We start from the raw sequence: 26291 nt of genomic DNA on the forward strand, positions 1-26291 counted from the left end.
CTGCGGGCCGGGTGGCTTTTTGCCGGACGTTGAATATAACCCCGCATGGGGGTATAAATGGGGTTATGCCAAAGGTCAACGTGTACCTCCCCGACGAACTGGCCGATGCGGTCAAAGCGGCCGCGCTGCCCGTGTCCGCGATCTGTCAGCGTGCGCTGGAACAGTCCGTGCGGCGGGTGACCGCGATCAGAGCGATGACCTTGACCGACCTGGACCACAGCCAGCTCTCCCAGTTCACCGAGCGGACCCGCACGGTGATCAGATTGGCCGTGGAACGAGCCGCCGGTGCGCCGAGCGTGGACACCGAGCACCTGTTGGCCGGAATCCTCACCGAAGGCACCAACCTGGCGCTGCACGTCTTACGAGCCATGGAGATCGATCCGGCGGTGGTGCAGAACGCCGTGGCCGCGCGGATTCCGCCGGCCGACGGCGACCCGCCGACGAGGTTCAGCAACTTCGCGTCCAACGCGCTCGAACTGACCGTGACCGAGGCACTTTCCTTGGGACACAACTACGTCGGCTGCGAGCACCTGTTACTCGGCCTGTTGAGCGAACCGGGCGGTGTGGCCGGGGACCTCTTACGTGAGCTGGGCGTGGACCTGCGGACCACGCGCCGGACGGTGGTGGCTGCCCTGACCGGCTACCAGCATCTCCGCGCGCAACCCGGCAACGACCCTGTGCTGGCCGCGGTTCGTGCGGAGCTGAAGCCGATCGTCGAGCGGATCGAGCGTCTGGAGCAGCAAGCGAGCTCGAAGTGACTGTGGTGTGGCGCGGCCTGCTGGTCGCGCTGCTGCTGGCAATTCTGATGAGCGCACTAGTGTGAACAGACCGCTTGTGAGGTGACCGAGTGCAGGTGACCCGGATCGCGTATTCGAAGAACCTCAATGCCGCCAAGTACGGGCAGCTCACCGAGCAGGCCCGTCGGCTGGGCTGTGTTCGCACTGAAGTGTGGCAACGCTGCGGCTCGGTGAACGGAGTCGGACTATCCGACCAGGAGATCCGTGACCGCACGGCTGCTCGACGGAACCGTCGAACGGTTTGGTGTCTTGGCCAAGGCCTGGACAGAAACCCTTCGAGACACGATCGCCACCATCAGCACCAGCCGCGTCGCAGCGAAAGCAGCAGTCCGGTCAACGGTCATCCGACGAACCTCCGACCCGGCTGAGCGACAGGAGCTGTTCACCGCGCTCAAGCGAGATACATGGACCTCGGATCCGGTCCTGCCCGGCAGCGCAAGCCCTGGAAACGAGGCCGCGACCGCACCCCCCAACCAGATCGTGGTCTGTTCGGACAAGTACCGCACCTTCACCCTCGCGGAGAGCGGAAACGTGCGGCTTGCGATACCTGGGCTGCAGCGCCGCCATCGCAGAGAACGCCCACGAGAATGGCGACCAGTCCAAAGCGGACCGCGTCGCCCCCGACAACCTCGGCACGATCAACGGGGCCCACCTTGTGGGCGCAGAGCGAAACATCCGAACGATCAACACTGATCGACAAAGTAGAAAGCAGCACCGGTGTGAAACGCGTACTGCTGGTGGCGACCGGCGACACGATGGCGTACCTGAGCAACCCACCCGGGGTGGCGACCGGCGCGCAACTGCTGCGCGGGATCGCGGACGTTCCGGGCGCGGACGTCGTGGTCGAAGACGTGCTGGCCGAGCCGAGCTGGGACACATCACCCGGCACGATGCTGACGATCGCCCGAAGAGCCCGTTCCGCGCTGGCAGAAGGCTTCGACGGTGTGATGGTCACGCATGGCGTTGACACGCTTGAGGAGACGGCGTTCCTCACTGAGCTCGTGGCTGGATCCACGCAAGGCGCCATAGTTTTCACCGGCGCCACGCAAAGGTTCGACGAGCCAGGCAGTGACGGCCCGGACAACCTCGCGACGGCGATCATCGCGGCGGCGGACCCGGCGGTGAACGGCACTGTCGTGTGCTTCGCCAATGAACTGCACGCTGCCCGGTGGGCGACGCTCGCAACTACTTCCTGTTTCGTATCCGATCCGGTGCTTGGTCGCGTGAGCCGATCCGGCGGGGTCACGATGCTCGCTCCTGCCCCGCCTCGGTTACCGGAGGTCGACGGCGTCCCGGAGACAGACGTGGCACTGATCAAGACCTACCCGGGGATGCCGCCGTCCTTGCTGACCGCTGTGACTGACGCTGGCGCTCGGGGCATCGTGCTGGAGGGCACGGGATCGGGGAACGTCCCCGTCGAGTTGTTCATCACGATCAGTGAACTAACCGAATGGGACATCCCTGTCGTCATCGCGTCGCGGGCGAGGACGCCGGGTATGACCAGCCTTGCCGAGAAAGTGGGGGCGATCAGCGCGAATGGTCTGAGACCAGGACATGCACGCGTTGCGTTGATGGTCGCGCTTGCCCAAGGAGGTGGGGTGAACTCGGCACGCGACTGGTTCGGTCACCTGCTTGGATAGTGGCATGACAGCAGCACCTCAGGTTGTGGTCCTGGCCAACTCGGATCTGCTCACGGCGGCGACGGCAGCGCGCCTGATAACCAGCGTCATCGACGCCCAGGCCGCCAAAGGGACCGCATCCGTCGTGTTGACCGGTGGCCGGACTGGGACAGCCGTGCTGGCGCAGGTGCTGGCCTCGCCGGCCAAGGACGCTGTCGACTGGTCGCAAGTGGACTTCTACTGGGGTGACGAACGGTTCCTGCCTGCCGGCGACCCGGAACGCAACGAAACGCAGGCTCGCGACGCGCTGTTGGACCACCTGCCCATCGACCCGGGACGGGTGTACGCGATGGAGCCGTCGGACGGCAAGTTCGGCGACGACCCCGACGCGGCTGCGGTGGCGTACGCGGAACTGCTGGCATCGAAGGCCGAGGACGGGCAGGTGCCCACGTTCGACGTGTGTCTGTTGGGTGTCGGCGAGGAGGGCCACACGGCGTCGATCTTCCCGGAGTCCCCGGCGGTGTACGAGACCGAGCGGACGGTCGTGGCTGTGCGCGACTGCCCGAAGCCGCCGCCCACCCGGGTGTCGCTGACGCTGCCCGCGATCCGGCGGTCGAGCGAGGTCTGGCTGCTGACCGGCGGCGAGGCCAAGGCGGACGCGATCGCGATGGCGTTGGGCGGGGCAACCGAGGCCGAGATCCCCGCCGCCGGTGCACGTGGCCGTCAGCGCACGCTGTGGCTGCTGGACAAGGCCGCGGCAGGCAAGCTGTAGCTCCGGGTCAGCCCACTGCGGCTTTGACTGGTTCCCGGTCGTAGATCCCCGGTGGGTCGAGTTTGAACACGAACGTCAGCAACGCGTAGAGGCCCGCGCCGATCAGCATGGCCACCACGACTCCGACGTTCGTGGTGCCGATGACGCCCTGCTTCGCCTCGTCGGACAACAGGAACCCGACGACCTTGGCGATGTTCGGGTCGGATGACGTCACCAGACCGAGCCCGACGATCGTGGCCACGACCAACGAGACAACCGCGGTCCACCGGCCCGATCGCCCGCCTTCACCGGCAGGCTTGGCCATGTCGACGTTCCAGCCGAGCCTGCGCTGCCGGATGAAGTCGAGCAGCTGGATGCCACCCATCGTGCCCATCACGACGGAGATCAGGGCGAGGAAAGCCTGGAACGTGGCCAAGAACGAATCGGATACGAAAAGCAGGTAGAACGCGCCCGCCGCGATCACCACCATGTTGATCAGCGTGGTGGTGGCGCGCGACAGTGGAACGCCCAGTGCCAGCAACGCCAACCCGGACGAATAGATGCCCGTGATGGCCGCGGCGACCAGTGAGATCACGATGACGATCGTGAACGGGATGAAGAACCACAACGGCAGAAGAGCGGTCAGCGCACCGATCGGGTCGTTGGCAGCGGCCTTGCCCATCTCCGGGTCACCGGCAGCGAGCAGAACACCGAGGATGAGCAGAACCGCGACCGGCAGCACGATCCCGCCCGTCGTCCATCCGATCACGCCCCGCGCCGGGGTGTCCCGTGGCAGGTAGCGCGCGAAATCTCCGCCATAGTTGAGAAACCCGAGCCCGACGATCGTCATCGCCAGAATCACGCCGCCGATGAACGTCCCCACCGAACCATCGGGCGCGTCACCCAGCGCGTCCCACCGGATCTTGGGCACGATCATCGCGATGAAGACGATCGTCATGATCGAGGTGAGCCAGGCGATCCACTTCTCCACCCGCATGATCAGCTGATGTCCGAACACCGCGACCGTCAACGTCACCGCGAGCACCGCGACGAACCAGAGGACGATAGCGAGCACGCTCTCCTTGCCCTGATCGTCCGCGAACACCCCAGGCCACAACCGCACGAAGAGCTTCGCGCCGGACGTGGCGGCCAGCGTGATGATGGTGACCTTCCAGCCGATGTTCGACAGGTAGGCGAAGAACGTCGGGAACTTGTTGCCGTGCAACCCGAACGCGAACCGGGTCTGCGTCAACGTCGGCAATCCGGTCCGCGGCCCACCGACCGCCAGGATGCCAACGAGGACAGACGACAGCACGTACCCGAGAACTCCAGCGACGATCGCCTGCCACGCACTGAGTCCAAGCCCGTAGACATAGATGCCGTAGCTGATGCCGAGAATCGAGATGTTCCACGAGAACCAGATCGCGAACAGCCCGGCGGGTTTGCCACGCCGTTCGCCATCCGGCACCGGGTTCACGCCGTTTGTTTCCACACTGGTCGACGTTGGCCGGTCGGTCACCGTTGTCCTCCTTCAGCCCCCGCACAGGAACAAAGCAGTGCCTCACCACGCGTCAGCCGGTGAAGCGCACAGGAGAACACCGGGACCTCGTCTGCCTTACCCGTAACCCGCGACACCGACGCTGTCCGTTGGCCGGGCCAAGTCAGCAAGACAGATCGATCGCCAAGCTCCTCCCCATCCCGATAGTCCAGAAAGGTGACAATATGGTATATTATGTATCATCCGCAACTGGGTCGCGCTCAGAGTCGTGGCACCTTCTCGTCAACCGCGGACCGTCCGAACCAAGACATGCCGGTGGGCGAAACACGTGGACAACTACCAGCCGGCGGGCGCGTCGGCCGACGGCCCACAGGGCTGCCGGTGATCACCGGCGACGTCAACATCGTGCGCACCGAGATTTCGTCGAACGTCACCGCCGATGACAGCGCGGCGTTCCCCGGCGGAGAACCCGGCCCTGCCGGCGCCGCTGGCGCGGGCGGCGGCATCGCCACCACGCCGTTCGCGTCCCAGCCGACCATCTTCGAGCTGAGGAACGGGGCTGCGGTCACCGGCAACTGCGCACCCGCGAACAGCGTTCCAGGCTGTTCTGGGTGACAACGGTCCGGCGGTGTGGTCACGTACGCGGCCACCCGCCATCGGACGCAGTTGCGGCCTGTACATATCCGCGCACATGGCGACACCGGTGACATAGCTTCGAACGGTGTCGGAGGACTCGGGGATTCGTGAGCTCGCCGGACGATACCGGCTGATCACGCCGCTGGGACAGCGGGTGATGCGTGGGTGGGACCTGCACCTGCGCCAAGTTGTCGCGGTCCGGTTGTTCGCCCCACAGGACGAGCCAGACCGTTTCGTCGAGCAGGCCAGGGCGTTGACCGATCTGTCGCATCCAGGGCTTGTGCGTGTGCTCGACGCAGGGATCGCCGAGGGCGGCGAGCCGTTCCTTGTTCAGGAATTCATCGCGGGCACGAGTCTGCGCGCGAGATTGGCCGAAGGTGCGCTGACCGGCGCCGAGGTGACAGAGCTCGGGTCGGCGTTGGGCAGAGCGCTCGCGTACGCGCACTCCCAAGGCGTGGCGCATCGCGACATCCACCCCGGCAACATCCTGCTCGGGCCGAGCATGGAGCCGTATCTCACCGACGTCGGCATCGCGGAATCCACCACTTTCTCGTATGTGGCGCCGGAACAAGCCAACGGCGACGAGCCGACGATGGCGTCCGATGTGTACTCGTTCGGGCTTGTGCTGCTGGAAGCGTTGACCGGGCGGACCGAGTATCCCGGTGACGATGCGACCACCGCGCTGGCCCGGTTGAGCCGCGCGCCGATCATCAAGCCGGACTTGCCGCACGCGAAGGCGCTGCAGGCGATGTTGAGCGCCAACCCGAACAACCGGCCGGACGCGGCGACGTGCGTGGACCTGCTGCGGGGTTCGTCGGCGAAGTCCCGCGTGCAGACCAGGACCGTGTTGATCGCCGCGGTCGCTGCCGCCATTGCCGCGACGAGCATCGCGGTCGTGGTGAACCTGCCCAAGCAGCGGCAGCAACCGTTGGTCGAACCTCGGGTCGCGCCGCAACGGCAGCAGACCGTCACCGCTGAGGTGACGGCGACTCCGACCGCCCCGGTTACCCCGACCGTTACCGAAGTCGTGGACCAGACGTCCACACCACCGCTGTCATCGGAGTCAGTGACCGAGACGCCGCAGCAGCCCATAGTTCAAGACCAGCCGGTCGCGCTTGTGCCCGATCCGACGCCTCCGGTGTACACGGCGCCCTGGACACCTTGGTATCCCTGGGAAGAGATCATTCAGCACAGGAAGCCGAAGAAAACCAAGCCCGCTCCGCCCTCTCCCCCGTCGAGGAACGACGACAAGGAAGAGGACGAAGAGGACTGACGTCAGCGCAGGCCGTTGCGGCGCGCCACGGCGATCAGCACGTCCGGGTCATCGGAGATGATGCCCGTGACGCCGAGGTCGATCACCCGCTGGATGGTCGGCTCGTCGTTGACCGTGTACGGCACGACCTTCAGGTCGTACTTGCGCTCCAGCACCGACGCGTCAGGGCCGAAGTAGTACTTCGGGTCGGTGCGCAGGTACCAGTCGTCTGACGGGACCTTGGTCTGCTTCGGGTCGTGCACCTGCCAGTTCGCCGAGACCGTCGACGCTCCGGCGGCACGGACGAGCTTGCCGAGGTCACGGAACTGCCACCAGTCGAGGCCGCCTGTCCACGGGCTCTTCACCGACGGGTCTCCGTAGGCCGCCATCAAGGAGCACTCGTCGGCCACGGTCTTGCACTCGTCCGGTCCGTACTGCCAGACCAAAGCGACCGTCTCGATGCGCCGGTCGATCGCCCGCGACAGCCGGATGGTCCGCCAGTCGAAGGACTGGATCGTCGTCCGGCGCGCCATCCCGGCCTTTTCGATCGCTCCGACCAGCTGAACGGTGAACTGCTGGTACGGCGCGGTGTCGTTGGCCGTCGGGCTGATCTTGGTCTCGATGTTGAACCGGATGTCGGTCCGGCCGCTGCGCTTGACCAGGTCGAACACCTCAGCCAGGGTCGGGACGCGCTGGCCGGGCGCGGCCACCTGCTTCGGGAACTCCGGCAGGGTCTTGCTGCCGCAGTCGATCGTCTTGATCTGCGCGAGCGTCAGCTGACGGATCTGCTTGCCGACGTACGGGAACTCCGGGTCGCCCGGCTTGACCGGTGCGGTGTCGACGCAGTGCGAACCGTTGACCGTCCGGTCGTGGATGACGACCAGCTGGTTGTCCTCGGTCACGCCTGTGTCCAGCTCCAGAGTGGACACCTCGGGCAGGCCGAGTGAGTACTCGAACGCCGCCAGCGTGTTCTCCGGCCGGACCGACCGGCCGCCGCGGTGCGCCTGGATGTCGAACGGCGAAGCGTACGCGCGCGGCAGTTTGAACCCACGCTGCTTCATCAAGTCCCGCAAGCGATCCGGGTAGTCGGTGATGATGCCGTCCACGCCGTCGTCGATCAGCTTGGCCATCGTGGGCACGTCGTTGACGGTCCACGGGACGATCTTGATCCCGTTGCGGTGCGCGTTGCGGACCATGTCCTTGGTGACGTACGGCTTGTAGTCCGGGTCGGAGATCTTGCCGTTCTGCGGGAAGCCGTGCACCGGCGAGAACGTGCCCGCCTTGAACGACTTGACCGCGGCGATCGGGTCGCCGCCGAAGTCGTCGATGTCCAGACCGCCGAGCCACGGCGACTTGCCCGGCTTGCCGACCTGCAGGAAGTCGTAGTTGGTCAGCGCGACGAGCGGCAGTTCCGGCGCGACTTGGCGCATCCGCATCAGCGCGCCCCAGTCGAAGCTCTGGATGCTCACCCGCTTGCCGAACCCGGCCTGCCGGATCTCGCGCGTGGTCACCTGGACGAACTGCTCGCGCGGCGCGGTCTCGCTCGGTGCGCCCGCCTCGACCTTGGTCTCGATGTTCAGCTTGACGTCGTCCGCGCGGTAGCGCTTCACCAGGTCGAAGACCTCGCGCAGCAGCGGCATCCGCGAACCGGGCGACGGCACGGCGTTCGGGTAGTCCGGCAGCGTCTTCGACCCGCAGTCGAGCGTCTTGACCTGCGCGAGCGTCAAGGTGTTGACGTACTTGCCGACGTACGGGAACTCCGGGTCGCCGGGCGTCGCCGGTGCCGTGTCCACGCACTTGCGGCCGTCGACCCGGCGGTCGTGCGTGACGACGGCCTGACCATCCTCAGTGATCTGCAGATCGAGCTCGAGCGTGCTGACGCCGAGGCGGATCGCGTTGCCGAACGAGCTGAGTGAGCTCTCCGTCCGCAGGCCGATGCCTCCGCGATGGGCCTGCAGGTCGAAATCGCCACGCCGTTGTTGCTGCTGGTCGGCCTGTGCCGGCGCCGCGAACATGCTGGCCACCATGGTGGCGGCCAAGCCCGCGACGGCTCTCTTCGGCCAGATTCTGCTCATGGGCGCGGATAGTTTCAGTCTCAAGAAAACAAACCAAGACGGTTCACTGAACTTTTCATCGGACTACACCGAAAGGCGGTGTTGGTGGCAACCACTGACGAGGTTGTCTATCAACTCGTAAAGTGTTCACACGCGCTTCGGGGAGTCCCCGTGTCCTTACGCCCGCGGGTCGCCGCATTACCTCTATTCCTGCTGGTAGGTCTGGCCAGTCCGGCGGTTGCCGCGCCGGTCGTCGACCTGCCGGATGTGCCCTCGCTGCGTACCGCGGTCGACCCGGCACACCGCATCGAGACATCCCGGATCAACCGGCCCGTCGCACCGGGTGTGACGCTCAGCTCGTTCGACTGGTACGAGCCGGGCGACGCGGGCGGCTGGATCCGCGGTGACTCGCTGACCGTCGACCTCAGCGCGGGCACCACCGTTGACTACGTCGACCCCGGCCAGGTCAGCAAGGCCGAACCACTGTCCACTCAGGCCGGCGCGAAGCGTGCGGTCGCGGCGGTGAACGGTGACTTCTTCGACATCAACAACTCCAATGCCCCGGAAGGGGCCGGGATCAAGTCCGGCACGCTGGTCAAGTCGCCGAACACCGGGCACAACCGGGCGGTCGGCATCGACGCCGCGGGCATCGGCCGCGTCATGGAGGTGTTCTTCGACGGCACCCTCACGCTGCCCAGCGGCACCACGAAGCTCACGCAGCTCAACAGCGCGCGTATCGACACCAACGGCATCGGCGTGTTCAACCCGGTATGGGGCACGTACGCACGTGACCGCGGAACGCAAGGTGCGACCCGTGTCGCCGAGGTCATCGTGCAAGACGGCACCGTGACGCAGATCCGCACAGCGCCCGGCGCGGACCCGTTGCCCGCCAACGGCTACGCGCTCGTCGGCCGTGAACTCGGCGCGGACACGCTGTCAGCGCTGAAGCCTGGCGACAAGGTCAACGTGCGGTATTCGTCGCGCACGAGCGACGGAAGTTCGCCCAAAGCGCTGATCGGCGGCAATCAGCTGCTGATCCGCAACGGCCAGATCGTCGCACCAGACGACCCGTTGCATCCGCGTACCGCGGTCGGGTTCTCCGCTGACGGCAAGAAGATGTTCCTGCTGACCGTCGACGGCAGGCAAGCGCCGTACCTGCTTGGGCTCAATCTCAAGGACCTCGCCGCAATCCTGAAGGAGATGGGCGCGTACAACGCGTTGAACCTCGACGGCGGTGGTTCGTCGACGATGCTCGCCCGCGAACCGGGCACGACCGAGCTCGACGTCGAGAACAAGCCATCGGACGGCGCCGAGCGGCCCGTTCCCAACGGACTCGCGCTGTACGCCCCGGCTGGAAGCGGACGGTTGAGCGGGTTCTGGGTGACCACAGCGAGCGACCCGGAGAAAGCGCCGGGCGCGGACCCGATCCCCGGTGGCCGTCCGGACCGCGTCTTCCCGGGCCTGACCCGGAAACTCATCGCCTACGGACATGACGAAACCTACGGCCCCGCCCAGGGCTCACACACCTGGCACGCCAGCGGCGGCGGCTGGATCGGCAGCGACGGTGTCTTCCACGCCACGCGTTCTGGTCCAGCGACGGTGTCCGCCCGAAATGGACGGATTTCCGGCGACGTCAAGCTGACCGTGCTCGGTCAACTCGCCAGGCTCACGCCCACGACCTCGCGGCTCAGCCTCGCCGGCGAGGGTGCGACCGGCAACGTCGGCATCGTGGGCTACGACAACGACGGGTTCACCGCGCCGATCGAGCCCGCCGATCTCAAACTGGACTACGACCGGTCGTTGCTGGAGATCACCCCGGCCACTGACGGCGCGTTGCAGGTCAAAGGCCTCAAGCCGCTCGGCTCGGCTGTCGTCACGGTCACTGTCGGCCAGCAGGTGACCAAGATCCCGGTGACGGTCGGCTTGGAAGAGCGCAACTTCGCGAACTTCGACGACAGCGCTTCATGGACCTTTGGCTCAGCGCGGGGCACCGGTTCGGTCGCTCCTGTCCCCAATGGACACTCGGGCGGCGGGTTGAAGCTGTCGTACGACTTCTCGTTGTCGACGGGAACCCGTACCGCGTATGCGATCCCGCCGCAGCCGATCAAGATTCCCGGCCAGCCTCTGGCCCTCGGCGCGTGGGTCTACGGCAACGGAAAGGGCGAGTGGACGGCCTTCACCGTGATCGACGGCCAGGGCCAGACGCGATCGCTCTACGGCCCGTACATCACGTGGACCGGCTGGAAGTACATGGAGATCGCGGTTCCGTCGGGGATGGCGTTCCCGTTGACAGTCACCAGGTTCTACACGATCGAGACCAAGGCGGACCGCCAGTACACCGGCGAGGTGCTGATCGACGACTTCGTCGCCAAGGTGCCACCGGACGTGCAGATCCCGGCGGAGACCACGGTCGCCGACCGCATTGTCGTGCAGGACGGCACAGTGGGCGACCGGCCGTGGCGGTTCGCGGTGATGTCCGATTCCCAGTTCGTGGCCCGCAACCCGGACAGCGACCTGGTGAAGGCGGCACGCCGGACGTTGCGGGAGATCAAGGCCCAGAAGCCCGATTTCCTTGTCATCAACGGTGACTTCGTCGACGAGGCCGCACCCGCGGATCTGACCCTGGCGCACCAGATCCTCACCGAAGAACTCGGTGACGAGCTGAAGTGGTACTACGTGCCGGGCAACCACGAGATCATGGGACCGGGCACGATTGAGAACTTCCGGCGTGAATTCGGTGTCACCAACCAGACTTTCGACCACAAGGGCACCAGGTTCGTGCTGCTGGACTCGTCGACCGGCACGATCAGGGGCGGCGGTTTCGACCAGACCGAGTTGCTGCGCAAGGCCCTTGACAGCGCCAAGGCGGACAAGTCGGTGAATTCGGTTGTGGTGATGGAACATCACCCGCCGCGCGACCCCACTCCGGCCAAGGGCAGCCAGTTGTCCGACCGGCTGGAAGCCGCCATGCTCGAACAGTGGCTCGGCGATTTCCGTCAAGAAACTGGTAAAGGCGCGGCGTTCATCGGTGCGCACGTTGGCGTGTTCCACGCGTCCCGTGTGGACGGTGTGCCTTACCTGATCAACGGGAACTCCGGCAAGGCGCCTGGCGGTGACGCGACATTGGGCGGCTTCACCGGCTGGAGCCTGCTGGGCGTGGACAACAAGCGCGGGCGCGACTGGATCGCCGCGGAGATCAGGCCGCACGTGGACTCGTTGGCCATCGACGCACCCACCGAGCTCGCATTCGGCCAGTCCGCGAAGGTCACCGCGACTCTGACGCAAGGCACCCGCAAGGTTCCGGTCGCCTATCCGGTGAGCTACGACTGGTCCGGTTCACCGAGCGTGCTGATCGGCGACTGGCGTGACTGGCGGCCGTGGCACATCGCGCGCTTCGATCCTGCAACCGGCACGCTCACCGCGTTGCGCCCCGGGACATTCACGCTCGCGGTGACAGTGAACGGTGTGACTCAGCGCTCGTCCGTTCAGGTGTCCCTGCGCGCTGCTTCCTGACGCTTGTCTGTGCGGCGGTGATCTCGATCGGCGTGGTGGCACCAGCAGCGGCGGCCGCCACGCCGTCGATCACTGAACTGGCCGGTGCGCTGGTTGCCTTAGTCGGCAGGGAACTCGGCGCCGAGAACACGCAGCATCGCCGTGGCTTTCACGACGGTCTCGTCGAACTCGGCGCCGGGGTCCGACGGGTCGATGATCGCCCCGCCCACCCCGAAGCTGACTTCTCCTTGCCGGACAACCAAAGTCCGGATCACAATGGACAGATCGGCGTGCCCGGACAGCGAGAAGTACCCGAGCACGCCGGAGTAGACCCCGCGCGGTCCTTCCTCCAGCGTGTCGATGATCTCCATCGTCCGGATCTTCGGTGCACCGGTCATCGACCCGCCGGGAAACGCGGACTGTACACAGTGGACCGGTGAGACGTCCGGCCGGAGCCGGGCGCGGATCGTGCTGACGAGCTGGTGCACGGTCGCGTAGGTCTCGACTTGGAAGATCGCGGGCACCTCGACGGATCCGACGACCGCGTGCCTGCCGAGGTCGTTGCGGACCAGGTCGACGATCATCAGATTCTCGGCACGGTCCTTCTCGTTGGTCGCCAAGTCCCGGCGCAGCGCCAAGTCCTCGGCCTGTGTCGCGCCGCGCGGCCGGGTTCCTTTGATGGGCCGTGATTCCACGGTGCCGTCAGGGAGAATCTGCAGGAACCGTTCGGGCGACGAGCTCAGCACTGCGATGTCACCGAGTCTCAGGTAAGCACCGTACGGGGCGGGGCTGTGCTCGCGCAGCAACCGATACGCGTTCCAGGGATCGATGTCCGCCTGCGCGGACACCATGTTGGTCAGGCAGACCTCATAGCTTTCCCCACCCCGGATCGCTTCCTGGCAGGCCTCGATCATCTTGACGTACTTGTCGCGGCTGTGCCGGGCGCGGACCTTGGTGGCCACGATCGGCCTCGCAGGCTCTGGTCTGGGCAAGGCCGCGAGCAACGCCGCGGTCTCGGCGATCCAGTCGGGGTCGGTCGAGACCAGATACGTCTCGTCTTGTTCGAAGACGATCGTGCGGTCGACGTACATCAGGACCGCGTCCGGGTCGACGGACTCGAACGCTCGCTCGCCGCCGCACTCGGCCTTCAGCTCGTAGCCGAGGTAGCCGACCCAGCCGAGAGTGAAGCCGAACGGCACGTCCGGTACCTCGACCCGTTCGGTCAACGCGTCGGCCAGCCAGGCGAAGACACCGGGCGGGAGAACTTCACCGTCGAGCTCGATCCGGTCCGGCCACGCCCGCATCACCCGGCTCGCCGCGCCCATGAACGAGAACCGCGCGCCGGATGCCGAGTCCAGCCAGAAGGCGTACGGCGCGTCTCGGTACAACGCGTCGAAAGCCGCCTCGGCGGGGACAGCGGACCCGAGGCGGACGACCTGGACCTCGGCTACCGCGATGTTCACCCGGTCATTGTTCAACAGCCTCCGGAACCAGGAGCTGTGATGCCGCCAACTCCCGGTACAGCGGCGAGGCCTCGAGCAGCTGGTCATGCGTGCCGGTGGCGACGACCCTCCCTCGTTCGAGGACGACGATCTGGTCGGCGGAGACCACTGTCGACAGGCGGTGCGCGATGAGCAACACCGTGCACCGCTCGGCGGCCTGGTCGACCGCCTCACGCAGCGCGACCTCGTTACGTGCGTCGAGTTGCGACGTCGCCTCGTCCATCAGGAGCACCTGAGGCCGTCGGAGCAGCGCGCGTGCGATCGCGAGCCGTTGACGTTCACCGCCCGACAACGCGACGCCTCGGGTGCCGACCATCGTGTTCAGGCCGTCGGGCAAGCGCTCGACCAGGTCCATCAGCCGCGTTGCCTGCAGCACCTCGGTCAGGTCGTCGTCGGTCGCGTCGGGCGCCGCGTAACGGAGGTTGCTCTCGAGCGTGCCGGACAACGCCGGAGCATCCTGCTCGACGTACCCGATCCGACGACGCACTTCGGCACGGGGCATCTTGGCGATGTCAGTGCCGTCGACCGTGATCAAGCCGCTTTCCGGCTCGTAGAAGCGCTGGAGCAACGCGAACAGCGTGGTCTTGCCCGCTCCGGACGGACCGACGATCGCCGTGCGCCCGCCAGCCGGGGCCTCGAACGAGACGCCGTCGAGCGCGGCCGACCGGCCGGCGTACTGGAATCTGACGCTGTGCACCGCGATGCCTGGTGCCGTGCCGCCCACCGGCTCGACCGTGTCGTCGACGTCGGTCTCGATGGCCAGCTCTTCGACTCCGTGGATCCGCTTCACCGCGCCAAGGCCCTGCTGGAGCGTGGAGAAGCCCTGGACCAGCTCGGACAACGGCTCGGTCATGTAGAAGACGGTGAGCAGGAACGCGATCAACGTCGAGAGCTCGAGCGACCCGGTCGCCGCCCACGCCCCACCAGCACCGAGGACAAGCAGGAACGGCACCGAGAACGCCAGGTTCATGATGCCGCCGACCAACGCGTTGTACTTCGCGCCCGCGAACCCGGCCTCCATCGCCTTGTGCGCGGCTTCGGTGACCGCCGCCTCTTCCCTGGCTTCCGCGCCGCTGGCCTTCACCGTCCGCGCGGCACCCAGCGCGCGGTCGAGCCCCGCGCCGACCTCACCAACTGCCTCCTGTGCCCTCGTGATCACCCGACGGATCTTCGGCAGCAGGACGCCGATGACAATGCCGACCAGCGCGAGCGCGCCGAGCGTCAGCCCGGACAAGCGGGCGTCCAGCGCGAACATCACGATGACCGCGCCAACCCCACCGGCCGCGCCCTTGACAATGCTGATCAACGCCTGAGTGGTCGCACTCTGCAGCAACGTGCTGTCCGACGTCACCCGCGCGGTCAGGTCGCCGGGCGCCGAGCGGTCAAGCTCCGGGATGCGCAGCCGCAGCAACCTGCCGATGAGCTGCTTGCGCACCGAGAACACGACCTTCTCGGCCGTCCGGTCGAGAAGGAACGTGTACACGCCCGCGAGCAGTGAACCGACCACAACAAGAATCGCCAGGATCAGCACCGGCCTGGCCAGCGACGAACCGTCCGCGAGCGCGTCGACGACCGTCTTGGTCGCCAACGGCTGCGCCAAGTTCGCCGCCGCCGACGCCAACGCGATGACAAGCCCGACGGTGAGCGCTATCCAATGGCTTTTCGCATACCCCAGCAACGTCCGCACGTTGCCGATGCTCCCTGCCCGAAATGTCCCCCAGCATCGGTTCGCAGGATGACGTCGAGTCGTACTTTTGGGCGGCGGTCAACGGACGATCGCGCCCCACCGGTCGAACATCGGATACGAAACATCCGATATGCCGCTGGGCAAAGGGGCTACACCGGATAGGAACCTGAACTTCGCTAGTCATGCACTGGCAGATGCTCCGGGCATCCAGCGGCCGTTCGCGCCGACAGCGTCGTTCGCCACCCAACCACCAGACCACCAGATCGGCCGCACACCGGCGCCCGGAAAACCCCCGGCACTCCACACCTGGCGCCCCGCACTCCGGCGCCCGGAACCCCGGCACCCCACATCCTGCGCCCGGCACCCCGCCCCCGGATCCGGCATCCGGCATCCGGCATCCGGCATCCGGCATCCGGCATCCGAAACCTGACCCAGGCACCCTCGGCGATTTCGGATCGGAAATATCGCCAGCGCGTTGGCGCAGCGACAACCGGTACCCGGCACCACTCTCCGGGGCCCGTCACCCGTCACTACATCCCGGCACTCCTCCCCCGGCGGCCGTCACCACATCCCGGCGCCCGTCGCCCGTCGCGGGCCGCTCGACACCCCGCTACACCGTTCAGCGGGATACGTCCGTCGCATACCCGCTTTCGTGACAGTGTTCCGCTGATAGAGCCGCCGCGGACTGGTTACCCCGCCATTGCCAGCGATCGATTGCAGGTGCAGCAATGGGGGCCCGTCCGGGTACGAACGGGTGAGACCCGGCACACGTTGCACGCACCGCGCTACCGACGTTCGTCCATAGAGAATGTGCGTTTGCACATTCCTTGCCGACCGGGCGTCCGCGTTCGAGGATCGGACTGTCTTAAGTAGGTGACGAAGGGCGTACACCCCACGACCTTTCGTCAGAGAGGCCGAGCCAATGCCACGACAAAGACACCGGCCGGCCGAGGAACATGGCGGGGCCACAAGCCCGAGCGACGTTCCCCGGCAGCGAGGAGATGGCTCCCCCATTCGGTCAGCGGCGACCGGGGACAGCCCATTGCCGATCCATGAGGACACGCAGGCCAAACCAAGGGGTTCCACGGTGGTCACGCACACTTTGACAGCCGGGCATGCGGGGGAAGTGGCCCGCCAGGTCACGCGCGCCCGAAATCCATACGCCAGCCTTGACCGCTTCAAACAGATCCACCGCCATCCAGTCGCCAGAAACCTGGCGTTGGACGCGCTCGCGGTGATCGTCGCGGTGGCTGACGTCTGGCTGGTGATCCCCGAAAAGGCCCAGCCGTACTCGATCGTCCTGTCCGGCGTCGCCTGCACGGCCATGGTGCTGCGCAGACGGTTCCCCTTCTTGGCCGTACTGATCACCATTCCGGGTTTCTTGGCGGGCTGGGCGCAGCTCGCGGCGATGATCGCGTTGTGCACGCTGGCCAGGCGCAAGCTCTGGATGTGGCAGACGATGGCTGCCGGGGTCCTGGTCTGGATGTCCCGGTACGTCCGGTGGCCGCTGAGCGAATTCGTCGACCTGAATTGGCGTGAACATGTCCTCAACGGTCTGTACGGCATTTTGGTCGCCGGTATGCCGATCGCGCTCGGACTGCTTATGGCCCTGCGTAAGCAGCTCTCCGACCGGCTCGCCGACCTGGCCGAAAGCCGTGAACGGGAACGCAGGCTGCACGAACAGACCATCCGCGCCGCGGAACGCGCCAGTTTGGCCCGCGAGATGCACGATGTGGTGTCCCATCAGGTCACCTTGATCGCCATGCAGGCGGGCGCGCTCGCGGTCTCCGCGCACGACGAGGAGTCCCGGCAAGGCGCGAACACCATCAGGCAGTTGAGCAAACGCACGCTCGACGAGCTGCGTGACCTGGTCGGCGTGCTGCGTTCGGGCACGTTCGACGACGGCGTGCATCCGGGACTGGAGGAGCTGCCGCAGTTGCTGCGCAACTCCGAGGTGCCGGTCGAGCTGGCCGAACAGGTGGTTCCTGACTCGGTGCCGCCCGCGGTCTCGCGTGCGGCGTACCGGACCGTGCAGGAAGCGTTGACCAACATCCACAAACACTCGCCGGGTGCCAAAGCTGTGATCCGGCTGTTCCCCTGCGGATCGGCGTTGATCGTCGAAGTGGTCAACGACCAGGCCGACCCCGAGATGGCGTATTCCAGCCGGCTGCCGTCCGGCGGGCACGGCCTGCTCGGTGTCCGGGAACGAGCCGTCCTGCTCGGCGGTACGTTCCACGCCGGCCACACACCGGACGGCGGTTTCCGGGTCTGCGTGACCTACCCGACCGAGAACTGACTGAAGCCGCAGACAGCTCAAAACCCTCGTAGGTGCCGCACCAGGCACTTACGAGGGTTGTTGAGTCTCTGGGCTCAGCCTTCGCGCTGTGCGCGGAGCTTGGCCAGCGCCTCGGCGAGGATCGCCTCGCCATCAGCGTCCGACCTGCGCTCCTTCACGTACGCGAGGTGAGTCTTGTACGGCTCGTTCCGGGGTGCGTTCGGCGGCGCTTGCTGGTCACGGCCACCCGGCAGGCCGCAGCGCGGGCAATCCCACGACTCCGGCTCTTCCGCGTCGACCGCGAACGACGGACGGGACTCGTGCCCGTTCGCACACCAGTAGGACACTCGGCGACGCGGAGCGGACTCGCCGCGCTCCGACTCACCCATCGGTCCAGCACCGACCCGGGTACCCCGAATCGCGTTACCACCAGCCATCGGCCCTCACACCCCCATCACACACGGCTATCCCGCAATGGTTGATCGGTGAACACTCGTACGTCCCCAGCGCGCGGGCACTCACGCGATCTTGATCAGCAACCCGAGCCCGATGATGCAGATCAGCCAGATGACTCCGACCACCAGGGTGGCACGGTCGAGGTTCTTCTCCACCACGCTTGACCCCGAAAGGCTCGACTGCATCCCGCCACCGAAGAGCGACGACAAACCACCGCCACGGCCGCGGTGCAGCAGCACCAAGAGGATCAACAGCACGCTCGTGGCGATCAAACCGATTTGCAGAGCCAGTTCCATTTCATCCTCGCTGTCGCACGGCAGGAATCACAGATTACCTCGTACGTGTCCCGCTTTGACCACGGGCCGTGTAAAGACCCAACGCTTGTGTCACGTAAACAGTCGGTTCGCCGGTTCAGTTCCCCGATCGAACGAGATTCAGACGAACGGACCGCCCGCGGCCATCGCGGAGAGCTTGGTGAACTCCTCGCCGTCCAGGCTCGCGCCGCCGACCAGGGCACCGTCGATGTCCGGCTGGGCCATCAGGTCGGAGACGTTGCTCGACTTCACTGACCCGCCGTAGAGGACGCGCACCTTCGTCGCGACCTCGGCGCCGTATTTCTCTTCGAGCTGTTTGCGCAGCGCACCGCAGACTTCCTGCGCGTCCGCCGGGGTGGCCACCTTGCCGGTGCCGATCGCCCACACGGGCTCGTATGCGATGACGATCTTCTCGACCTGCTCGGCCTTGAGGCCCTTGAGGTCGGCGACGAGCTGCTCGTTGCAGTGGTTCACGTGCCCAGCGGCCTCCCGCACGTCGAGCTTCTCGCCGACGCACAGGATGGGCGTGATGCCGTGCTTGAGGGCCTGCTTGACCTTCTTGTTGATCAGCTCGTCGCTTTCCTCGTGGTACTCGCGGCGCTCGGAGTGCCCGACCACGACGTACTGGCAGCCCAGCTTGGCCAGCATCGGGCCGGAGATGTCGCCGGTGTAGGCGCCCGACTCGTGCGGGGCGAGGTCCTGCGCCCCGTGCTTGATCTGGAGCTTGTCGCCCTCGATCACGTTCTGCACAGCGCGGATCGCGGTGAACGGCGGCAGGACCGCGACCTCCACCTTGGCGTAGTACTTCTCCGGCAGCGAGAACGCGATCTTCTGCACCAGCGCGATGGCCTCGAGGTGGTTGAGGTTCATCTTCCAGTTGCCGGCGATCAGCGGCGTGCGAGCCATGTCGGGTCAGTCCTCCAGAACCTGGACGCCGGGCAATTGCTTGCCCTCGAGGAACTCCAGCGACGCGCCGCCGCCGGTCGAGATATGTGAGAAACCGTCCTCGGGCAGGCCGAGCTGGCGTACGGCCGCAGCGGAGTCACCGCCGCCGACCACGCTGAACGCCTTGCTGTCGACCAGCGCCTGCGCCACGGCGCGGGTGCCGCCTGCGAACGCCTCGAACTCGAACACGCCCATCGGGCCGTTCCAGAACACGGTGGCCGCGTCGGCCAGTTTCGACGCGAACAGCTCACGCGTCTTCGGGCCGATGTCCAGGCCCTGCCGGTCGGCCGGGATCTCGGTCGCGGCGACGACCTCGTGCGGCGCGTCCGGCCCGAACTCGGTCGCGGCCAGCACGTCCACCGGCAGCAGCAGCTCGACGCCGCGCTTCTCGGCGTCCTCGAGGAAGCCACGCACCTGGTCGAGCTGGTCTTCCTGGAGCAGCGACTGGCCGACCTCGTGGCCCTGGGCCTTGAGGAACGTGTACGCCATGCCGCCGCCGATGAGCAGCCGGTCGACCTTGGTCAGCAGGTTGGCGATGACGCCGAGCTTGTCGGAGACCTTCGCGCCACCGAGCACCACAACGTATGGCCGCTCGGTGCCTGTGGCCTGATTTCCGGCTCCGCCGGAGGCGGTCAGCTTGTGCAGGACCTCGACCTCGGCGAGCACCAGGCCGCCCGCGTAGTGCGGAAGGCGCTTGGCCACGTCGAACACCGACGCCTGCTTGCGGTGCACGACGCCGAAGCCGTCGGACACGAACGCGTCGGCGAACTGCGCCAGCTCGTCGGCCAGCGCGCCCCGCTCGGCTTCGTCCTTGCTGGTCTCGCGCGCGTCGAAGCGGATGTTCTCCAGCAACGCGACGTCGCCGTCGGCCAGGGACCCGACGGTCGCCTTGGCCGATTCGCCGGTGACGTCCGCGGCCAGCTTGACGTCCTTGCCGAGCAGCTCACCCAGCCGCTTGGCCACGGGCTTGAGGGAGAACTTCGGGTCCGGCTCGCCCTTGGGGCGGCCGAGGTGCGCGGTGACAACGACCCGCGCGCCCGCGCCCGTGAGCTGCTGGATGGTGGGCAGCGACGCACGGACACGGCCGTCGTCGGTGATCGTCTCGCCGTCCAGAGGGACGTTCAGGTCGGCACGCACGAGCACGCGCCGACCTGACACACCCTCGGCCAGCAAATCAGCCAGGGTCTTCATCTCTGTACGTCAGCCGATCTTCGAGGCGACCAGGGTGACCAGGTCCGCGAGGCGGTTGGAGTAACCCCACTCGTTGTCGTACCAGCCGACGACCTTGACCTGGTTGCCGATGACCTTGGTCAGCGGCGCGTCGTAGATGCAGGACGCCGGGTCGGTGACGATGTCGGCCGACACGATCGGGTCGGTGTTGTAGCGAAGGATGCCCTTCAGCCCACCCTCAGCGGCCGCCTTGAACGCGGCGTTGACCTCGTCGACGGTGGTGTCGCGGCCGACGGTGACCGTGAGGTCGGTGGCCGAACCGGTCGGCACCGGCACGCGCAGCGCGTAACCGTCGAGCTTGCCGTTGAGCTCCGGCAGCACCAGGCCGATGGCCTTGGCCGCACCGGTGGACGTCGGGACGACGTTCAGCGCGGCAGCGCGGGCGCGGCGCAGGTCCTTGTGCGGCGCGTCCTGCAGGTTCTGGTCCTGCGTGTACGCGTGGATGGTGGTCATCAGGCCGCGCTCGACGGTGAAGGTGTCGTGCAGGACCTTGGCCAGCGGGGCCAGGCAGTTGGTGGTGCAGGAGGCGTTGGAGATGACGACCTGCGAGCCGTCGTACTTGTCCTCGTTCGCACCGAGCACGACCGTGAGGTCCTCGCCCTTGGCCGGGGCGGAGATGATGACCTTCTTGGCGCCGCCCTCGTCGACGTGCTTGCGGGCGTCGGCGGCGTTGGTGAAGAAGCCGGTGGACTCGACCACGACGTCCACGCCGAGGTCCTTCCACGGCAGCTTGCCGGGGTCGCGCTCGGCCAGGGCCTTGATGGTCTTGCCGCCGACGACGATGCCCTCGTCGGACACGCTCACGTCCTCCGAGAGCCTGCCGAGGATGCTGTCGTACTTCAGGAGGTGGGCCATGGTGGCCACGTCGCCCAGGTCGTTGAACGCCACAATCTCGATGTCGTGGCCGCTCGCCTGAACGGCGCGCCAGAAGTTCCGGCCGATCCGGCCGAAACCGTTGACACCTACTCGGACCGTCACGGTGAGCTCCTTGAGTTCGTGCTGTCAGGGGTGAGTCGGGCGAACCAACACTACTGCCCTGGTCCTGGCGCCATTGCCACAGTGCCGACCGCGTCACTTTATCGAATCAGAACCCGGATGGTTGAACCGGATATCCGCGGGCGGCGTGATCTTCCGATAACAACCCGGACGCCTACCCACCACCTTTTGGAGGCATCTCTTGCCGGACCCCACTCGCCGCACGGTCGTGTGCGGCCTGCTAGCCGGTCTGGTCGCGCCGGTCTCGCTCGCCGCCTGCTCGTCCTCCACTGACACACCGCCCGCCACGCCACCCGCCTCCACCGGCGGTGGCGGTACGGCCGGAGGCGGTGGCACACCGCTGGCCAAGCTCGCCGACGTCCCAGTCGGCGGCGGCACGATAGTCAACGGCGGCCCAGGCAAAGTCCTGCTCGTACGACCGACCGAGAACGAAGTCCGCGGCTTCGACCCCGTGTGCCCGCACGCGGGCGTCACGGTCTCCGCGCCGTCGGGCAGCACCATCACGTGCCCCGGCCACGGCAGCGTGTTCAACGCTTCGAACGGTGACGTGCAGAAGGGACCGGCCACGACCGGCCTGACCCCAGTCGCTGTGAAGATCAACGGCGACTCGATCGTCACCGCATGAGACCTGTTCGGCGGATGTGACGACGCTGAGTGACCGATAGCGTCCGGTGTTTCGCAGCTTGGGGAGGTATGCGAGATGCCGGGGTTCTTCACGGACAAAAATGGCGTCGTCCGTCCGCTGAACGGCAAGAAATCCAAGAGCGGTGCGGTGGTGGCGCTCGCCGCCGCCGGCGTGATCGCGGTGGGCGCAGGTGCCGCGACCGGCGGCGCCGGTGCCTCAACTGCCGCGGTCTCCGCCGGTTCGTCCACTGGATCAGGTGCGGCGCAAGCGATCCGCGTTCGCGCGAAAAGCAGCAAGGACTCCGCCCGCAAAGGACGCCATGACGAGGCTTGGCGGCGGATGTCCTGGAAATCGGTCAAGCGTCTGGCGAAACAGCAACTGCGCTGCGGGCCGCAGTCCTACGGCGAAGTCCAGCAATTCTTCTTGCGGAACCCGTGCAAGTCCCTCGATCGGATGCTCGTTCATCTCACGGATGACGACGGCAGCTCGCTAGCCGTGATGGTCGCGTGGGTACGGATGCCGAAAACCACTTCGGCACAAGGCCTTCGTCGTCTCGCGGACAAGTACGGCACGGGTTGCGTGACGCCCGTTGCTGGCTCACCGAAGCCGACTGGGCAGCACTACGCGTCACGTCGTTCCGGCGCGCTGGTGGTGATCGCCGAAGCAGAACCCGTCAGCGGGCGACCCACTGACGAAGCTCTGAACGCGGCGGCTGACATCGCAGCCCAGTTCCCACCCCCGTAGGCGGGAAAACCGCTCACCAAGACCGCGTCCCCTGGCGTTATCGTGCACGCCATGGAATGGGTACGCATCTTGTCGTTCCGGAACGAAGGCGGGTACTGGACGCGGCGCGCACTGTCGCTTTGACTGCTTGACCGCGGCATGGACTGGTTCCCGTTCCGAGACGACGAGGTCCGCATCGACGTGATGCGCGTCGCCGATCCGCAAGGTCCGACCTGTTGGTGCGCCATCTCTGTCACAGCGGATGGGTTGCGCAGGCTCGGCCTGCATCCCGATCAGCCGACGTCACGAATTGTCGGCTCAAGTCCGTGGTGGCCGCGCTAGGAACTCGTCCACGGCCCGCCGGAACTCGGCGGGCTGCTCGATCCACGGGTAGTGCCCGCACTCCTCGATCACCGCGACCTCGCCGTGCGGGAACAGGTCGGCAAGCGCGATCACCGGCGCGAATCCCGTCAGGCAATCCGAGTCACCGGCGATGACGAGCGTCGGCGCGGTCACCGCGCCAAGCCTGGACGGCAGGTCGGCGGGCGGCTGGACGCTGAAGTAGTCCTGTGCCGCCGCGAGGTCCCAGCGGCCGATCGCGGCGTGCCGCTGTTCGGCAACATCCCATTTCCTATATCCGATAGGCGCGGTGGCACGGTTCCAGGCGTTGAACGCGTCGTCATCGGACACGTCAGGGCCCGCTTCGAACGCCTGCAGAGCGGTGTCGAACGCCGGGTCGCCGCGCCTGGCGTCGATCAGCTTCGCCGCGTCCGACGGATCAGATATCAAATAGGTTGCCGGCGGAGTGATCAGCACCAGGCGTTCGACCCGCGACGGGAACTGAGCGGCGTACGAGATCGCCAGCCGCGTACCCGCCGAGTGCGCGACGATGACCAGCCGCTCGACGCCAAGTTGTGACCGCAGGGCATCCACGTCGGACGCCTGAGCCCAGTACGAACCAGCGCCGCCGGACGGTGACTGACCCACGCCGCGAAGGTGCGGCACGACGAGCCCGCTCAGCCCGGCCAAGTCGCCCAGGTAACTCGGGTGCCGTGCGGCCCCACCGGCAAGCGTGACGACGGGACCGCCCTCCCCTAGAACGTCGTAGTGCAAGGACACGCCATCTGCGGCAACGTAATTCGGCACATCCCGAATCTTATGGTCCGACGAGAGCGACCTCCGCGGGTGATTTGCGTGCCGTGGGCGCCGGGATGATCGCGCCCTGCTCGCGGTCGGTGGTCATCGGTGGCTGGATCTCCCGGGTCGTGCTGTCCGGGTTGACCTGGAAGACGTACGCACCGGTGTACCCGGAATGCGACTGCGCGGAGAACCCGAACGGCGTCACGCCGGGACCGTTGATCTGCCCGGACTCCATGGCCTGGACGAGTTTGGCGCGGGTCAGGTCCCGGCCGGTGAGCTTGAGTGCCTGCGCGAACGTGTACGCCTGCGCCATGCCGAAAATGACGGTGTTGGTCAGCGGCTCGTTCGGCATGTACTTGGCGTGCACCTCGCGGAACAGTTGGATCCACGGATCGTCGGTACGACCCGCGTCGGGCAGGTAGCCCGTGCCGATCATGCCGTTCAGCAACGCGGGGGCGGAAACCTCGGTCCCGCCGCGTTTCGCGAAGTCCTGCAGCAGTCCTGTGAGTGTCGCGGGGTCGGCGCCGATGCTGCTGACGACGAACTGTGTCTGGTAACCAAGCCTGGCCGCGGTGAGGATCGACAGCGCGGTGAACGCCGGAACACACGAGCACACCACGATTTCCGCGCCCGCCGACTTCAGGGCGTTCACCTGCGGCAGCACGTCGGTGTTCGCCGGGTCGTAGGCCTGGCGGGTCACGGTCCGGTCGGCGATGAACTGGTCAAGGCCCTTCTGCGCGTCGCGGCCCACGTCGTCGTTCTGGAACAGCAGGCCGACCTTCTTGCCCGGCAACTGATCCGCGATGTACTTGCCCTGGATCCTGCCCTCGCGGGTGTAGTCGACCTGGAATCCGAACGTCTGCTTGCTCGCCGGGTCGTCCCACATCAGCGCGCCGGACGAGACGAGCACGTCAGGCACGCCCTCGGTGTTCAGGTACTCGACCACTTTGGAGTGCGTCGGGGTGCCGAGGCCGCCGACGATGGCGAACACCTGGTCCTGCAGCACGAGTTTCTTGACGACTTCGACCGTGCGGGTCGGGTTGTAGCCGTCGTCCTCGACGCGGTAGTCGATCTTGCGGCCGTGGATGCCGCCCTTGTCGTTGATATAGCTGTACATCGCTTTGGCGGCGACCGAGATGCGGCTGTACCCGGGGGCGGCGGGCCCGGTCAGCGGCTGGTGTGTGCCGATCACGACGGTGTCGCCGGTGACGCCTGGCGCCGAGTCGCCAGACGCCGCACCACCGCCGGCGGGCCGTTCACCCGCGCCCGCACAGGCACTGAGTAACAGCAACGACACCAGGATCAGTGTTCTCATGGTCTTCCCTTCCGGATCGACTGCCACAACCGGGCCACAGCGCCATGGATGCCGCGCGGGAACACGAGCACCACCACGACGAGCACGGCGCCGAACACCGCGAGCGGCAAGTTCTGGGTGATGTTGGTGCTCAGATCCAGCGAGTGGGTCACGTCGTTGGCCCACGCGGGCACGTAAACCAACGCCAGCGCACCCCACAAGGCACCCCATAGGCTGCCGACTCCGCCGAGCACCATGGCGGCCAACAACGACAAGGACAACGCGACGCTGAACGAGCCGGGTGCGGCCGTGCCGAGCAAGAAGGCCTGCAATCCGCCGGCCAGCCCACCACATGCCGAGCTCAGCAGGAAAGCCATGATCTTGGTTCGTCCAATGTGGATGCCGGAAACAGCGGCGGCAACTTCGTCGTCACGGACGGCGCGCAGCAGCCGGCCGAACCGGCCGCGGACCACGTTCGCGAGCAGAACCAGCACAAGCAGGGCGGTCGTCCACACGACCCACGCCTGCCACTGGGTCTGCGAAACCTCAAGCCCCACAGGCAGACTGTTCACTGTGAACGCCAAACCGTTGCTGCCACCGAGGAAATCCGGGAACCGCTGAGTGATCGCCGGTAACCCGACAGCCAAACCCAGGGTCGCGCCAGCCAGGTAAGGACCGTGCAGTCGCGCGGCCGCGGCGCCGGTGAGCATGCCCGCGAGCCCCGCCGTGACGCCCGCCAGCAGGAGGTCCACCCAGAACGGCAACGACGGCACATAGATCACCAGGAGGCCGACCGTGTACGCGCCGATGAACATGAAAGCGCCGTGTCCCAACGAGATCTGACCATTGCCGCCAGTCAGGAGCGTCAGACCCGCGACCGCGACAAGGTAGTAGCCGACCGTCGCGATGCGCACGTTGGTGAACGGGTCGACCACCATCGTCACAAGAACGACTGCGGCCAGGGCCGCCAAGGCAAAGAGGACGTGCCGCAGCAATAGGCTCATC

General features: G+C 66.6%; 21 protein-coding genes and 1 pseudogene. 9 read left to right on the forward strand and 13 right to left on the reverse strand.

The features are described 5' to 3' along the window. The first annotated feature begins 65 nt into the window (after positions 1 to 65). From B9C43_RS34500 to pgl, 3 genes are all read left to right on the forward strand, one after another. A complete protein-coding gene (locus tag B9C43_RS34500; protein WP_033385788.1) occupies positions 66 to 758 on the forward strand; it encodes a Clp protease N-terminal domain-containing protein in 693 nt (230 codons plus the stop codon). Positions 759 to 1516: 758 nt separating this feature from the next. Further along, entirely contained in the window at positions 1517 to 2437 is a 921-nt protein-coding gene (locus tag B9C43_RS34505; protein ID WP_235039024.1) for an asparaginase, read from the forward strand. 4 nt (positions 2438 to 2441) lie between these two features. Then, on the forward strand, positions 2442 to 3188 hold the full coding sequence (gene pgl / locus B9C43_RS34510) for a 6-phosphogluconolactonase (RefSeq protein WP_084430955.1): 747 nt from the start codon (positions 2442 to 2444) through the stop codon (positions 3186 to 3188). 7 nt (positions 3189 to 3195) lie between these two features. On the opposite strand, the gene B9C43_RS34515 is transcribed toward pgl, so the two are convergent. Beyond that, positions 3196 to 4686 carry a purine-cytosine permease family protein gene (locus B9C43_RS34515; protein WP_084430956.1) on the reverse strand — a complete coding sequence of 497 codons (1491 nt, stop codon included), beginning with the start codon at positions 4684 to 4686 and terminating at the stop codon, positions 3196 to 3198. A 294-nt stretch (positions 4687 to 4980) separates the two neighbouring features. Here B9C43_RS34515 and B9C43_RS34520 point away from each other — a divergent pair, with 294 nt between their 5' ends. Together B9C43_RS34520 and B9C43_RS34525 are read left to right on the forward strand one after the other, a co-directional pair. Then, positions 4981 to 5280, forward strand: coding sequence for a hypothetical protein (locus B9C43_RS34520; protein ID WP_143446805.1), 300 nt, complete (start codon positions 4981 to 4983; stop codon positions 5278 to 5280). A 106-nt stretch (positions 5281 to 5386) separates the two neighbouring features. After that, on the forward strand, positions 5387 to 6574 hold the full coding sequence (locus tag B9C43_RS34525; RefSeq protein ID WP_084430958.1) for a serine/threonine-protein kinase: 1188 nt from the start codon (positions 5387 to 5389) through the stop codon (positions 6572 to 6574). A 2-nt stretch (positions 6575 to 6576) separates the two neighbouring features. On the opposite strand, the gene B9C43_RS58850 is transcribed toward B9C43_RS34525, so the two are convergent. Both B9C43_RS58850 and B9C43_RS58855 read right to left on the reverse strand, forming a co-directional pair. Next, positions 6577 to 7593: a glycerophosphodiester phosphodiesterase family protein gene (locus B9C43_RS58850; protein ID WP_235039055.1), complete on the reverse strand. Its 1017-nt coding sequence runs from the start codon at positions 7591 to 7593 to the stop codon at positions 6577 to 6579. Further along, positions 7579 to 8628: pseudogene (locus B9C43_RS58855) on the reverse strand (glycerophosphodiester phosphodiesterase family protein); the annotation flags it as partial. The gene B9C43_RS58850 and the pseudogene B9C43_RS58855, both read right to left, overlap by 15 nt. A gap of 150 nt (positions 8629 to 8778) precedes the next feature. Here B9C43_RS58855 and B9C43_RS34535 point away from each other — a divergent pair. Beyond that, positions 8779 to 12120, forward strand: a complete 3342-nt coding sequence (locus tag B9C43_RS34535; protein ID WP_084430960.1) for a phosphodiester glycosidase family protein — start codon at positions 8779 to 8781, stop codon at positions 12118 to 12120. Positions 12121 to 12218: 98 nt separating this feature from the next. On the opposite strand, the gene pabB is transcribed toward B9C43_RS34535, so the two are convergent. Then, entirely contained in the window at positions 12219 to 13562 is a 1344-nt protein-coding gene (gene pabB / locus B9C43_RS34540; protein WP_235039025.1) for an aminodeoxychorismate synthase component I, read from the reverse strand. Between the two features lie 4 nt (positions 13563 to 13566). Continuing rightward, positions 13567 to 15288 carry an ABC transporter ATP-binding protein gene (locus B9C43_RS34545; protein ID WP_235039026.1) on the reverse strand — a complete coding sequence of 574 codons (1722 nt, stop codon included), beginning with the start codon at positions 15286 to 15288 and terminating at the stop codon, positions 13567 to 13569. 1087 nt (positions 15289 to 16375) lie between these two features. Here B9C43_RS34545 and B9C43_RS34550 point away from each other — a divergent pair. Further along, positions 16376 to 17584 (forward strand): sensor histidine kinase, encoded by a 1209-nt coding sequence (locus B9C43_RS34550; RefSeq protein ID WP_380141359.1) that lies wholly within the window; start codon positions 16376 to 16378, stop codon positions 17582 to 17584. Between the two features lie 74 nt (positions 17585 to 17658). On the opposite strand, the gene B9C43_RS34555 is transcribed toward B9C43_RS34550, so the two are convergent. The 5 genes from B9C43_RS34555 to gap form a co-directional block, all read right to left on the reverse strand. After that, positions 17659 to 18000: an RNA polymerase-binding protein RbpA gene (locus B9C43_RS34555; RefSeq protein ID WP_033385843.1), complete on the reverse strand. Its 342-nt coding sequence runs from the start codon at positions 17998 to 18000 to the stop codon at positions 17659 to 17661. An 81-nt stretch (positions 18001 to 18081) separates the two neighbouring features. Then, entirely contained in the window at positions 18082 to 18315 is a 234-nt protein-coding gene (gene secG / locus B9C43_RS34560) for a preprotein translocase subunit SecG (protein WP_033385845.1), read from the reverse strand. Positions 18316 to 18453: 138 nt separating this feature from the next. Continuing rightward, positions 18454 to 19239 carry a triose-phosphate isomerase gene (tpiA, locus tag B9C43_RS34565; RefSeq protein ID WP_084430964.1) on the reverse strand — a complete coding sequence of 262 codons (786 nt, stop codon included), beginning with the start codon at positions 19237 to 19239 and terminating at the stop codon, positions 18454 to 18456. Positions 19240 to 19245: 6 nt separating this feature from the next. Next, positions 19246 to 20469 carry a phosphoglycerate kinase gene (locus B9C43_RS34570; RefSeq protein ID WP_033385850.1) on the reverse strand — a complete coding sequence of 408 codons (1224 nt, stop codon included), beginning with the start codon at positions 20467 to 20469 and terminating at the stop codon, positions 19246 to 19248. A 9-nt stretch (positions 20470 to 20478) separates the two neighbouring features. Then, a complete protein-coding gene (gene gap, locus B9C43_RS34575) occupies positions 20479 to 21486 on the reverse strand; it encodes a type I glyceraldehyde-3-phosphate dehydrogenase (RefSeq protein WP_033385852.1) in 1008 nt (335 codons plus the stop codon). A gap of 199 nt (positions 21487 to 21685) precedes the next feature. Between gap and B9C43_RS34580 the strand changes: the two genes are divergently transcribed. Together B9C43_RS34580 and B9C43_RS58860 are read left to right on the forward strand one after the other, a co-directional pair. Further along, positions 21686 to 22129 carry a Rieske (2Fe-2S) protein gene (locus B9C43_RS34580; protein WP_084430965.1) on the forward strand — a complete coding sequence of 148 codons (444 nt, stop codon included), beginning with the start codon at positions 21686 to 21688 and terminating at the stop codon, positions 22127 to 22129. Positions 22130 to 22204: 75 nt separating this feature from the next. After that, positions 22205 to 22873 (forward strand): hypothetical protein, encoded by a 669-nt coding sequence (locus B9C43_RS58860; protein ID WP_235039027.1) that lies wholly within the window; start codon positions 22205 to 22207, stop codon positions 22871 to 22873. A gap of 297 nt (positions 22874 to 23170) precedes the next feature. Here B9C43_RS58860 and B9C43_RS34595 read toward each other — a convergent pair whose 3' ends face one another. From B9C43_RS34595 to B9C43_RS34605, 3 genes are read right to left on the reverse strand one after another with little or no spacing between them, the layout of a single operon-like run. Then, positions 23171 to 23998, reverse strand: coding sequence for an alpha/beta fold hydrolase (locus B9C43_RS34595; protein WP_084430966.1), 828 nt, complete (start codon positions 23996 to 23998; stop codon positions 23171 to 23173). Between the two features lie 10 nt (positions 23999 to 24008). Beyond that, positions 24009 to 25307 carry an ABC transporter substrate-binding protein gene (locus B9C43_RS34600; protein ID WP_084430967.1) on the reverse strand — a complete coding sequence of 433 codons (1299 nt, stop codon included), beginning with the start codon at positions 25305 to 25307 and terminating at the stop codon, positions 24009 to 24011. Then, entirely contained in the window at positions 25304 to 26290 is a 987-nt protein-coding gene (locus B9C43_RS34605; RefSeq protein ID WP_084430968.1) for a branched-chain amino acid ABC transporter permease, read from the reverse strand. The genes B9C43_RS34600 and B9C43_RS34605 overlap by 4 nt, the downstream gene beginning before the upstream one ends. Position 26291 lies beyond the last annotated feature (1 nt).

It is taken from the genome of Kibdelosporangium aridum (genome assembly GCF_900176515.1).
GTDB classification, from domain to species: Bacteria; Actinomycetota; Actinomycetes; order Mycobacteriales; family Pseudonocardiaceae; genus Kibdelosporangium; species Kibdelosporangium aridum.

Excerpts from the sequence above, each read along its gene's own strand:
- secG (WP_033385845.1), bottom strand. The coding sequence starts at position 18,315 with ATGGAACTGGCTCTGCAAATCGGTTTGATCGCCACGAGCGTGCTGTTG.
- pgl (WP_084430955.1), top strand. The coding sequence starts at position 2,442 with ATGACAGCAGCACCTCAGGTTGTGGTCCTGGCCAACTCGGATCTGCTC.
- B9C43_RS34500 (WP_033385788.1), top strand. The coding sequence starts at position 66 with ATGCCAAAGGTCAACGTGTACCTCCCCGACGAACTGGCCGATGCGGTC.
- B9C43_RS34605 (WP_084430968.1), bottom strand. The coding sequence starts at position 26,290 with ATGAGCCTATTGCTGCGGCACGTCCTCTTTGCCTTGGCGGCCCTGGCC.
- B9C43_RS34570 (WP_033385850.1), bottom strand. The coding sequence starts at position 20,469 with ATGAAGACCCTGGCTGATTTGCTGGCCGAGGGTGTGTCAGGTCGGCGC.
- B9C43_RS34555 (WP_033385843.1), bottom strand. The coding sequence starts at position 18,000 with ATGGCTGGTGGTAACGCGATTCGGGGTACCCGGGTCGGTGCTGGACCG.
- B9C43_RS34600 (WP_084430967.1), bottom strand. The coding sequence starts at position 25,307 with ATGAGAACACTGATCCTGGTGTCGTTGCTGTTACTCAGTGCCTGTGCG.
- tpiA (WP_084430964.1), bottom strand. The coding sequence starts at position 19,239 with ATGGCTCGCACGCCGCTGATCGCCGGCAACTGGAAGATGAACCTCAAC.
- B9C43_RS58860 (WP_235039027.1), top strand. The coding sequence starts at position 22,205 with ATGCCGGGGTTCTTCACGGACAAAAATGGCGTCGTCCGTCCGCTGAAC.